The organism is Streptomyces sp. NPDC031210 (genome assembly GCF_055570395.1).
In genome coordinates, this window is sequence record NZ_JBVIHH010000017.1 from 149,166 (window position 1) to 159,938 (window position 10,773).

12 protein-coding genes are annotated in these 10,773 nt (G+C 73.8%); 7 read left to right on the forward strand and 5 right to left on the reverse strand.

The window, feature by feature from the left end; genetic code table 11:
- Nucleotides 1–84 precede the first annotated feature (84 nt).
- A complete protein-coding gene (locus ACZ45Z_RS27790) occupies nucleotides 85–1,062 on the forward strand; it encodes an SDR family NAD(P)-dependent oxidoreductase (RefSeq protein WP_468367873.1) in 978 nt (325 codons plus the stop codon).
- A 143-nt stretch (nucleotides 1,063–1,205) separates the two neighbouring features.
- Nucleotides 1,206–1,628, forward strand: a complete 423-nt coding sequence (locus ACZ45Z_RS27795) for an Hsp20/alpha crystallin family protein (protein WP_468367876.1) — start codon at nucleotides 1,206–1,208, stop codon at nucleotides 1,626–1,628.
- A 24-nt stretch (nucleotides 1,629–1,652) separates the two neighbouring features.
- Here ACZ45Z_RS27795 and ACZ45Z_RS27800 read toward each other — a convergent pair whose 3' ends face one another.
- From ACZ45Z_RS27800 to ACZ45Z_RS27810, 3 genes are all read right to left on the reverse strand, one after another.
- Nucleotides 1,653–3,677, reverse strand: a complete 2,025-nt coding sequence (locus ACZ45Z_RS27800) for an aconitate hydratase (RefSeq protein ID WP_468367879.1) — start codon at nucleotides 3,675–3,677, stop codon at nucleotides 1,653–1,655.
- A 20-nt stretch (nucleotides 3,678–3,697) separates the two neighbouring features.
- A complete protein-coding gene (locus ACZ45Z_RS27805; RefSeq protein WP_468367882.1) occupies nucleotides 3,698–4,273 on the reverse strand; it encodes a Dps family protein in 576 nt (191 codons plus the stop codon).
- Nucleotides 4,274–4,412: 139 nt separating this feature from the next.
- Nucleotides 4,413–4,799 carry an ArsR/SmtB family transcription factor gene (locus ACZ45Z_RS27810; protein ID WP_468367884.1) on the reverse strand — a complete coding sequence of 129 codons (387 nt, stop codon included), beginning with the start codon at nucleotides 4,797–4,799 and terminating at the stop codon, nucleotides 4,413–4,415.
- Nucleotides 4,800–4,946: 147 nt separating this feature from the next.
- Here ACZ45Z_RS27810 and ACZ45Z_RS27815 point away from each other — a divergent pair, with 147 nt between their 5' ends.
- Complete coding sequence (locus tag ACZ45Z_RS27815; protein WP_468367887.1) at nucleotides 4,947–6,962, forward strand: heavy metal translocating P-type ATPase; 2,016 nt, start codon at nucleotides 4,947–4,949, stop codon at nucleotides 6,960–6,962.
- A 70-nt stretch (nucleotides 6,963–7,032) separates the two neighbouring features.
- On the opposite strand, the gene ACZ45Z_RS27820 is transcribed toward ACZ45Z_RS27815, so the two are convergent.
- Both ACZ45Z_RS27820 and ACZ45Z_RS27825 read right to left on the reverse strand, forming a co-directional pair.
- Nucleotides 7,033–7,248, reverse strand: a complete 216-nt coding sequence (locus ACZ45Z_RS27820; protein ID WP_468367890.1) for a ferredoxin — start codon at nucleotides 7,246–7,248, stop codon at nucleotides 7,033–7,035.
- Nucleotides 7,249–7,252: 4 nt separating this feature from the next.
- Nucleotides 7,253–8,443, reverse strand: coding sequence for a cytochrome P450 (locus ACZ45Z_RS27825; RefSeq protein ID WP_468367892.1), 1,191 nt, complete (start codon nucleotides 8,441–8,443; stop codon nucleotides 7,253–7,255).
- 111 nt (nucleotides 8,444–8,554) lie between these two features.
- Between ACZ45Z_RS27825 and ACZ45Z_RS27830 the strand changes: the two genes are divergently transcribed.
- The 4 genes from ACZ45Z_RS27830 (at nucleotide 8,555) to crcB (ACZ45Z_RS27845) (ending at nucleotide 10,472) form a co-directional block, all read left to right on the forward strand.
- Entirely contained in the window at nucleotides 8,555–9,211 is a 657-nt protein-coding gene (locus tag ACZ45Z_RS27830; RefSeq protein ID WP_468367894.1) for a TetR/AcrR family transcriptional regulator, read from the forward strand.
- A gap of 87 nt (nucleotides 9,212–9,298) precedes the next feature.
- Nucleotides 9,299–9,769, forward strand: coding sequence for a fluoride efflux transporter CrcB (crcB, locus tag ACZ45Z_RS27835; RefSeq protein ID WP_468367897.1), 471 nt, complete (start codon nucleotides 9,299–9,301; stop codon nucleotides 9,767–9,769).
- Nucleotides 9,718–10,110 carry a DUF190 domain-containing protein gene (locus ACZ45Z_RS27840; RefSeq protein ID WP_468367899.1) on the forward strand — a complete coding sequence of 131 codons (393 nt, stop codon included), beginning with the start codon at nucleotides 9,718–9,720 and terminating at the stop codon, nucleotides 10,108–10,110. The genes crcB (ACZ45Z_RS27835) and ACZ45Z_RS27840 overlap by 52 nt, the downstream gene beginning before the upstream one ends.
- Nucleotides 10,107–10,472, forward strand: coding sequence for a fluoride efflux transporter CrcB (gene crcB / locus ACZ45Z_RS27845; RefSeq protein ID WP_468367902.1), 366 nt, complete (start codon nucleotides 10,107–10,109; stop codon nucleotides 10,470–10,472). The genes ACZ45Z_RS27840 and crcB (ACZ45Z_RS27845) overlap by 4 nt, the downstream gene beginning before the upstream one ends.
- Nucleotides 10,473–10,773: the final 301 nt, after the last annotated feature.

The window sequence follows — 10,773 nt, forward strand, 5'->3', positions numbered from 1 at the left end:
TCCGCGCACGCGCCGGGCCGCACCGCCCGGGCCCCGGGGCACGCCCCGCTCCGCCTGAGCGCGCCCGGACAGGAAGGGACCGCCATGCGCACGTTTCCCGCCGCCCCCTCCCTCCAGGGGCTCACCGCCGTGGTCGCGGGCGGCTCCCGCGGGCTGGGGATGCTCCTGGGCCGCCAGCTCGCCCGGCGCGGCTGCGAGGTCGTGCTGCTCGCCCGCGACGAGGCCGAACTCGACCGGGCCGTCGAGCGGTTGGACGAGACCGCCGGCGGGTCCGTACGCGGCGCCGTCTGCGATGTCCGCGACCGCGCGGCGGTGCGCGACCAGTTGGAGAAGACGGCCCGGCGCGACGGCGGCATCGACATCGTCATCGCCAACGCCGGGATCATCCAGGTCGGGCCCGCCGACGCGCTCGGCCACGACGGCTTCCAGGACGCGATGGACTCCATCTTCCACGGGGCCCTCAACACCGCTCTGGAATCCCTGCCCTACCTGCGGCGCAGCGACGCGGGCGGCCGGCTGGCCCTGATCGGCTCGATCGGCGGCCTGCTCGCGGTGCCGCACCTGCTGCCGTACTCCTGCGCCAAGGCGGCGGTCGCCGCGCTCGCCGAGGGCCTGCACGCGGAGGAGTCGCCGCACGGCGTCACCGTCACCGGGGTCCACCCGGGGCTGATGCGTACGGGCTCCCACCTGCACGCCTATTTCGGCGGCGACAAACGCCGCGAGTACGCCTGGTTCTCGGCGCTGGCCGGCGCTCCGCTGGTGACCATGGACGCCGAGCGCGCGGCGGAACGCATCGTCTCCGGCATCCAGCGGCGGCGCACCCGGATCGTGCTGACGCCGGCCGCGCGGCTGGCCGCCACGGTGCACGCCGTGGCGCCGGTGACCACCACGCGGTTGATGTCGGTGATGGTCCGGGCGCTGCCCAAGGGCGACGGCGCGGGAGTGGCCGAGGGCGCCACCGTCGAAGCCTGGGACCAGCCGCCCGCCCCGCGTCTGCGGAAGGCGGTGAGCGCCCTCAACGAACGGGCCGCGGACCGGTTCAACCAGCGGGGCGCGGCCTGAGGGATTCCGCGTGGGGATTCCCCGCGAGGACCTGCCCGGCCCTCGACCGGACCAGTTTGTTGAGTCGAGGCTTGTCAACTTACGTGCCGCGAGCTATAGAAGAGGTGTCGCTTGTGCATCCCTTTCCGGGAAAGGAGTGAGCCATGATGCTCATGCGAACCGACCCCTTCCGTGAACTCGACCGGCTGGCCCAGCAGGTGTGGGGCGCACCCGCCCGCCCGGCGGCTCTGCCGATGGACGCCTACCGGGACGGCGAGACCTTCGTCGTCGAACTGGACCTGCCCGGTGTGGACCCCGAGTCGATCGACCTCGACGTCGAGCGGAACGTGCTGACGGTCAGGGCGGAACGCCGGCCCGCGGCGGGCGAGGGGGCGGAGGTGCTGATCGCCGAACGGCCGACCGGCTCGTTCAGCAGGCAGCTCTTCCTCGGCGAGAACCTCGACACCGAGCGTATCGACGCCTCTTACGAGGCCGGTGTCCTGCGGCTGAGCATTCCGGTCGCCGAGCAGGCCAAGTCCCGCAAGATCGCGATCTCCGGCGGTTCGCAGAAGGAGATCGGCGGCTGAGCGAGGCGCCCGGGGGCGCGGCCGTCAGGGTTTTGCCGCCCCCCGGGCCAGGGCCGGGATGACGCCGCCGGCCAGGACCGCCGCGCGGCGGCCGGGGGAGAGGCGGTGGTGGACGCCGTACTCCTCGTCCCGTGTGGCGTTGCGGACGCGCGGCGTGGGTGCGTCCCCGCCGTCGGCGGCGAGCGCGGCGTGCAGCCCGGACAGCCGCAGCCGGTCGCCCACGCGGATGCGGTCGTAGTCGGCCGGATCGTCGAAGACGAGCGGCAGGACCCCGAAGTTGGCGAGGTTCTGCCAGTGGATGCGCGCATAGGACTTGGCGAGGACGGCCCGCAGTCCGAGGTAGCGCGGGGTGATGGCGGCGTGCTCGCGGGAGGAGCCCTGCCCGTAGTTCTCACCGGCCACCAGGAAGTGCCCGCCGGCGTCGCGGGTGGCCGCGGCCCGGCGGGGATAGTCGGCGTCGAGCCGGGTGAGGGTGAACTCGGCGAGCTTGGGGATGTTCGACCGGTAGGGCAGGGCGCGCGCCCCGGCCGGGGAGATCTCGTCGGTGGAGACGTTGTCGCCGGCCTTCAGCAGGACCGGGCCGTCCAGGGTGTCCGGCAGCGGATCGAGGTCGGGCAGGGCGGAGATGTTCGGCCCGCGCTCCAGGGAGACCTGAGCCGCCTCCCGTGGCGGCAGCGGGGCTTCCCACATGGCGCGGTTGACGGAGACCGGCCGTGTGGCGGGCGGCGCGGGACGGTCCATCCCGTGGCGGTCGGCCCACTCGCGCGGATCGGTGATGACGCCGGTCAGCGCCGAAGCCGTGGCCGTCTCCGGCGAGCACAGCCACACCGCGTCGTCCTCCGTGCCGGAGCGGCCGGGGAAGTTGCGCGGGAAGGTCCGCAGCGAATTGCGTCCGGGGGCCGGGGCCTGACCCATACCGATGCAGCCCAGGCAGCCGGACTGGTGAATCCTGGCGCCGGCCGCGATCAGGTCGAACGTCCCGCCCGCCCGGGTCAGGTCCTGGAGGATCTCCCGTGAGGTGGGGTTGACGTCGAAACTCACCCCCGGCGCGGACTGACGGCCCTTCACCATCGCAGCGCAGACGGCGAAATCCCGCAGACCGGGGTTGGCGGAGGAGCCGATGACGACCTGGCCGACCGGCTCACCGGCGACCTCCCGGACCGGCACGACGTTTCCCGGCGAGGTGGGCCGGGCGATGAGCGGCTCCAGCGAAGAGAGGTCGATCTCCTCCGCCAGGTCGTAGCGCGCGTCCTCCTCCGGGAGCAGTTCGGTGAAATCCTCCTCGCGTCCCACCTCCCGCAGGAAGGCACGGACCGCGTCATCGGCGGGGAACACCGTGGTGGTGGCGCCCAGTTCGGCGCCCATGTTGGCGATGACGTGCCGGTCCATGGCGGTGAGCGAGGCGAGGCCCGGGCCGTGGTACTCCACCACGCGGTGGACGCCGCCCCGCACGCCGTGGCGGCGCAGCATTTCCAGGATCACGTCCTTGGCACTGACCCACGGCGGCAGTTCGCCGGTCAGCCGGACACCCCAGATCTCCGGCATGGTGAGGTGAAGGGGCCGGCCGGCCATGGCGAGGGCGACTTCCAGGCCCCCGGTGCCGATCGCCAGCATGCCCAGTGAACCGGCCGCGCAGGTATGGGAGTCGGAGCCGGCCAACGTCTTTCCCGGCACCCCGAAATGCCGCATGTGGGTCGGATGCGAGACGCCGTTGCCGGGCTTGGAGTACCACAGGCCGAACCGGCGGGCGGCGGACCGCAGGAAGAGATGATCCTCGGCGTTGCGCTCGTCGGCCTGGAGAATGTTGTGGTCGACGTACTGGGCGCTGACCTCCGTACGGACCCGGTCCAGCCCCAGCGCCTCCAGTTCCTGCATCACCAGCGTGCCGGTGGCGTCCTGGGTGAGTGTCTGGTCGACGCGCAGCGCGATGTCCGCTCCGGGTTCCATGGCGCCGGACAGCAGGTGATCGGCGATCAGGCGATGGGTGACGGTGCCTCGCGCGGGGGCGCCCGTCGGTCTTTCCCCGCTGCCGCGCGGGCGGGTGTCCACGTCGCCGGGCCCGGGCCGGTTCAGGGCTCTTTGCGGGCTTGTTCGGCCGCCGCCCGGGCGGCCGCGGCCTCGCCGGTGGCCTGCGCGGTGCTCAGTTCCCCGCCGGCGCTTTCGAGGTGGGCGCGGACGAACCACTGGAACAGCTCCAGCGCCCGGAGGTGCTCGATGAGCAGGTCCTGCGTGACGGGATCGGTCTCATCGGTGGCCGCCACGGCCGCCCGGTGGTCGGTGATGATCCCGGTGTAGACCAGATCCAGCGCGCCGAGGTGCTCGATGGCCTGCGCGCGGCCGATGGAGTAGTCGTCCCAGGTGCGTTCGGCGACCAGTGCGCCCGGTGTGCCGGGCGGGGAGCCGCCGAGGGTGGAAATGCGCTCCGCGGTGTCGTCGATCATTTCGCGTACGGCCTCGACCTGCGGGTCGAGCATTTCGTGGACGGCGATGAAATGCGGCCCGACCACGTTCCAGTGGATGTGCTTGAGGGTGAGCGCCAGATCGTTGAGCGCGTGCAGGCGCAACCGCAGCAACTCGATGACCTGGCCGCCTTCCGACGCGGTCATCCCGGGAACGGTGTACTCGGGGGTCTTGCTCGCGGCCATCGCGCGCACTCCTCATTCCGCCGGCGACAGGAAAGGCGGGCACGCCCGTCGATGGCCCGCCCCCACCAGGTGAGCACCGGCTCGAAGGGCGCGCCAGCCCGGATAGGCCGACTGCCGGGCGCCGCCGTCCGCGCCTTGTTCAGCGGGCCGTCGCGTCCGCCGCCTCGGCGGGCAGGTCGCGCAGGCCCAGCCGCAGGTGCTCGACGTGGAAGAGTGCCTGGTCGAGGAGTTCGGCGACGTGGTTGTCGTAGAGGGCGTAGATGATCGAGCGGCCGCGACGCTCGCCGGTGACCAGCCCGAGGTTGCGCAGCAGACGGAGCTGATGGGAGCACGCGGACTGCTCCATCCCCACCGCTTCGGCCAGATCGCCGGCCGCGCACGGGCCTTCCTGGAGGCGGGCGAGGATCCGCAACCGGGAGGGCGTGGCCAGAGCTTGGAGGGTGGCGGCGACGTCCTCCGTCCCCACGGCGTCCAGGCGCTCGCGCGAGGTGGCGGCGCTGCTCTTGTCGTCGACTCCGTGGCCCATGCGCGCCATCGTACAAGCCTTACTTGAATAGCTGTTCATCTATTCCTGTACGGTGGATCCGACCGCCCGCGGGCTGCCCCGCGCCGCCCCCTCGCTCCATGCCGTCCATGCCGTCCGTTTCCGTCCGCGAGAAGGAATCGCCTCGCCATGTCCTCCACCGTCACCCGGCGCCCCGCCCCGCCGGCCGGCGCCCGCGCGGCCGGCGCTCCCCGGCGCCGAACCCGTGTCCTCGCCCTGCCCGAAGCGCGCTGGGCCGCCGCCTCGCTGGCCCTGTTCCTGCTCGCCCTGCCGCTCCAACTGGCCGGCGCCCCCATCGCGTTCACCGGACCGCTGTACGCCGCCGCCTACCTCGCCGGCGGCTGGCGCTCCGCCCGGGACGGGCTGCGGGCCCTGCGCGCCAGGACGCTCGACGTCGACCTGCTGATGATCATCGCGGCCCTCGGCGCGGCCGCGATCGGGCAGGTCATGGACGGCGCGCTGCTCATCGTCATCTTCGCCACCTCCGGAGCTCTGGAGGCGCTCGCCACCGCGCGGACCGCCGACTCCGTGCGCGGCCTGCTCGACCTCGCCCCCGCCACGGCCACCCGCCTCCTGCCGGACGGTGGCGAGGAGACCGTGCCCACCGGCTCCCTCACGGTCGGGGACCTCCTCCTCGTCCGGCCGGGCGAGCGGATCGGTGCCGACGGCCGGGTGGTGGCCGGCGCGGGGGAGGTCGACCAGGCCACCATCACCGGCGAACCCCTGCCGGTCGCCAAGGGAGCCGGTGACGAGGTGTTCGCGGGCACCCTCAACGGCACGGGAGCCCTGCGCGTCAGGGTCGGGCGCGACGCCGCCGACTCCGTGATCGCCCGGATCGTGGCCATGGTCGAGGAAGCCTCCGAGACCAAGGCCCCGACCCAGTTGTTCATCGAGAAGGTCGAACGGCGTTACTCCGCCGGCCTCGTGCCGGCCACCCTCGCCGTCTTCTTGGTCCCCGCGGCCCTGGGCGCCGACCTGTCGCAGAGCCTGCTGCGGGCGATGACCTTCATGATCGTCGCCTCGCCGTGCGCGGTGGTGCTGGCCACCATGCCGCCGCTGCTGTCCGCCCTCGCCAACGCCGGGCGCCACGGCGTGCTCGTCAAGTCCGCCGTCGTCATGGAACGCCTCGGCCGGATCGACGCCGTCGCACTCGACAAGACCGGCACCCTCACCGAGGGGACGCCCCGGGTCACCGCCGTCAGGCCGCTGCCCGGGAGCGGCCTGACCGAGGACGCGCTGCTGACGCTGGCGGCCGCCGCCGAGCACCCCAGCGAACATCCCCTGGCCCGCGCCGTCGTCCGGGCCGCCCGCGAACGCGGCCTGCGCCCGCCCGCCGCGCGCGACTTCCACGCCACGCCCGGCACCGGAGTGACCGCCACGGTCCAGGGGCACGTCGTCACCGTCGGCGCCCCGGCCCAACTGCCGCGCGACGCCGACGACACCGCGGCCGCCCGCGCCGCCGCGCTCACCGAGCGGTGGGAGGACGGCGGCCGCACCGTCGTCCTCGTCCGGCGGGACGGCACCACCGTCGGCGTGCTGGTGCTCGGTGACCGGCCGCGCCCGGACGCCGCGCCCACCGTCGCCGCCCTGCGCATGCTGACCGGCCGCACTCCCGTCCTCCTGACCGGCGACAATCCGCGCGCCGCGGCGCGCCTGGCCGCCGAGGTCGGCATCACCGAGGTGCGGGCCGGGCTGCTGCCCCAGGACAAGGTGAGCGCCGTACGGGAGAGCGAGCGGTCGGGCCGCAACGTTCTGGTCGTGGGCGACGGCGTCAACGACGCGCCCGCCCTGGCCGCCGCGCACACCGGCGTCGCCATGGGCCGGGCGGGCTCCGACCTGGCACGGGAGACCGCCGACGCGGTCATCGTCCGCGACGAACTGGCCACCGTCCCGGCGGTGGTGGCCCTCTCCCGCGCGGCCCGCCGCCTGGTCGTGCAGAACCTCGTCATCGCCGGGGCGTTCCTCTCCGGGCTGGCCCTGTGGGACCTGGCCGGACACCTCCCGCTGCCGCTCGGCGTCCTCGGCCACGAGGGCTCCACCGTCCTCGTCGGCCTCAACGGCCTGCGCCTGCTGCGCGAGGCCGCCTGGCGCCGGGCGGCCGCACCGGCACAGCCCCCGGCCGCCCGGGACCCGGCCGCGCGGTGAGCGCCGCGCCCGGCGTACGACCGGATGTACGGGCGGACGTACGGCCGGACTTCCGCGGCCCGGCCGGCCCCTACGGCCGTGGCCCGATCTCCTCCTCCCCGTCATGGACGGTGAGCGCCATGGCCGGGCACACGTCGGCGGCGTCCAGGGCGCGTTCGTCCTCGGGGATGTCCTCGCTCAGCGGGCGGGCGTGCCCGCCGCCCAGGGTGAACAGATCCGGTGCGATGCCCGCGCAGGAACCGGAGGCCATGCACTGACGGGCGTCGATCCGCACTTTCCAGGTCATGCGGTCACCACCCCACCGGCATGACACGCGGGCCGCGCACCAGCATCTGGCTCTTCCACACCACGTCCCCGGCCAGGTGGAGGCGCGGAAAGCGGGTGACGAGCGCGCCGAGCGCTTCCTGGAGTTCCAGGCGGGCCAGCGGCGCGCCCAGGCAGTGGTGCACACCGTGGCCGAAGCCGAGGTGCTGGTTGCCGGTCCGCGTCAGGTCCAGCGTCCCCGGCGAGGAGAAGCGCAGCGCGTCCCGGTTGGCCGCGCCCACCGCGACCAGCACCGGCGTCCCGGCGCGCACCAGCGTGCCGCCGACCTCGACGTCCTCCGTCGCGTAGCGGGCCTGGCCCGCGCCGCTGCCGAGCGGGACGAACCGCAGTAACTCCTCCACCGCGCCGCCGATCAGCTCCGGCCGCTCCCGTAGCCGGGCCAGCTCACCCGGGTGGTCCAGCAGCGCCAGCACGAAGTTGGGGATCTGCGTGGCGGTGGTCTCATGGCCGGCGATCAGGATGCCGACACACAGGTCGATCAGCTCCAACTCCGACAGCCGGTCCCCGATATCGCGCGCGTCGATGAGCGCGGTCATCAGATCGTCCCTCGGCGCCCGCCGGTGCTCCTCGACCAACTCGGCCATGTAGGCGCGCAGTTCTTCGAGGTTGGCGTCGAACTCCGCGGCGGTCAGGGAGCTGGTCGACAGCGCGGCATCGCTCCACACCCGGAACCGCGGCCGGTCCTCGGCCGGCACGCCCAGCAGGCGGCAGATCACCGCGACGGGGATGGGCAGGGCGTAACGGTCGACCAGATCGGCCGGCGGCCCGGCCGCCGCCAACTCGTCCAGCAGCCCGTGCGTCAGCTCCCTGACCCGCGGCCTGAGCTTTTCGACCTGGCGGACGGTGAACGCCTTGGCGACCAGCGAGCGCAGGCGGGTGTGGTCGGGCGGGTCCATGCCCAGGATGCCGCTGTCGACGCGCCCCTCGGACTGGCGCGGCTCGTCGTGCAGCGCGCCCGCGGCCCGGCTGAACCGCTGGTCGCCGAGCACGAACCGCGCCTCGTCGTAGCGGGTGACGAGCCAGGCGGGCTCGCCGTAGGCCATGCGTACGCTCAGCAGGCCGGGACGGTGCCGGGCCCGCTCGTACTCGTCGGCGAGCTCAAGGCTCTCGGGGACGTTGAAGGGGTAGGACAGGGGTGCTGTGCCAGCTGTGGTCATGATGACCTCCCTTGTGTAAGCACCTGCTTACTTAAGGTAGGACGCTCCCTCGGAGCGGTCAACGACGCCTGCTGGCAAGGGATCTGACGGTCCGACGGAGAGGAGCTCGGCATGGGGGAGTCCCCGCACCGCGGCACGGCGGGCGGACACCGCCGGGACGCGGAAGCCACCCGGCTGCTGCTGCTCGACGCCGCGTCCGGCCTGTTCGCCGAGCGCGGCTACGAGCGCGCCACGGTGCGCGACATCGCCGCCCGGGCCGGAGTCAACCAGGCCCTGCTGTTCCGCTACTTCGGCACGAAGAAAGCCCTGTTCGGCGAGGTGATGGCACGCGGCGGACAGGAACAGCTCCGGACCACCCCGCCCGACCGGCTGTTCGACGTCGCACTGCGCGGCATGCTCACCGGAAACGGCGACGCGGACGGCGCCCGCGCCGACCGCTCGCTGGAGGTGTGCCTGCGCTCGATCGGCGGCAGCGACGAGATCGCGGAAGCGCTGCGCGGGCTGGGGGAGGAGTACGCCGGGGTCCTGGCGACCCTCTCCGAGGCCGACCACGGAGCCCTGCGCGCCGACCTGGCCCTGTCCTGGCTGCTGGGCATCGGGCTGATGCGCGTGGTGGTGGCCAAGGAACCGCTCGCGAGCGCCGATCCGGACACGGTCAGCGCGCTGGTCGCGGACGCGCTGGGCCACCTGCTGGAGGGAGCCCGGCCACGCGAGGCGGAGCGCGGCGGGCGGGCACGCCGGCCGGGGACCGCGGAGCCGGCGGGGTAATCTGGGCCCGGCGGTGGCCTGATGACACCGCGCGGCGGTGGGACCGCCGTTCCCCAGCGCGGCACGACTGGTAAGGCCCGGCGACACGTGTTCATCGACCCGACCCGCCCGGACACCGGCCCGCGCGCGCCCGCCCGGCCCCGGCGGCCGGAGCCGCTCCGCGGGCAGTGGCCGATCCTGGGTGTCGTGGCCCTCGGCGGGGCGGCCGGCGCGTCCGCCCGCTACGGCGCGTCGCTGCTGTGGCCCACGGCCGACGGGGCGTTCCCCTGGACCATCCTCGCCGTCAACGCCGTCGGATGCGCCGTCATCGGTGTCTTCATGGTGCTGATCAGCGACGTGTGGTCCGCGCACCGCCTCGTCCGCCCGTTCTTCGGCACCGGAGTCCTCGGTGGCTTCACCACCTTCTCCACCTACGCGGCGGACGTCGAACACCTCATCGCGCGGGGCCGGACGCCCACCGCGCTGGCCTATCTGGCGCTGACCCTGGGCGCGGCACTGGCGTCCGTATGGCTCGCGGCGGCGCTCACCCGCCGCGTCGTGGAGCGGAGGCAGCAGTGAAGACCACCGGACCGGCCCTGCGGGCGACGATCTTCGTCGGCGAGCACGACACCTGGCACCACAAGCCCCTCTTCACCGAGATCGTGCACCGGGCGCACGCCGCCGGCCTGGCCGGCGCCTCGGTCTTCCGCGGCATCGAGGGATTCGGCGCCGGGTCCCTCATCCACACCACCCGCCTGCTCTCCCTCAGCGAGGGCCTGCCGGTCGCCGTCGTCCTCGTCGACAGCGAGGACCGTGTCCGCGGCTTCCTGCCCCGGCTCGACGACCTGCTGGACGACGGCCTGGTCGTCCTCGACGCCTGCGAGACGATCCGCTACGGACGCGGCGAGGCGCGCGGGTGAGCTGGCTGCTGGTCATCGCCGGCGCGGCGGTCGGCGCCCCGCTGCGCTACCTCACCGACCGCTTCGTCCAGGCCCGGCACGACACGGTGTTCCCCTGGGGCACGTTCGCCGTCAACGTCCTGGGGTGCTTCGTCCTGGGCCTGATAACCGGCGCGGCCGCCTCCTCACCGGTCCGGCTGCTGCTGGGCACCGGCCTGTGCGGAGCCCTGACGACGTATTCGACGTTCTCCTACGAGACGCTGCGGCTGGCCGAGGACGGCGCCCGCTTCTTCGCCGTCGCGAACATCGTGGGCAGCCTGGCCGCCGGACTCGGCGCGCTCTACGCGGGGGTGGCGCTCGGCGAGGTGATCGGCGGCGGCTGAGCGGCCCCAGCTCGGGCCCGAGTCCGAGCCTGGGCCCCGGCCCGGGCCGTCCCCTCCCTCTGCCCCGCTCTCCGCCCCTGGCAGGACCCCGCTTCCGCCGCGCGGCGGAGCGGCACCGCCCCGGAGGGTGACGCGCCGGCCCCGCCACGGACGGCACCGTGGTGACCGGCCGGGACACCCCGGCGCAAGGTCCCGCTCGTGCCTCTGCCACAGGAGTCTCAATGACGAAGTCAAGCCGCTTGCGTGACCGGCGGGGCGGAGGTGAAGACTCGCGCGTCACGCAGCAGGCCCCACAACACAC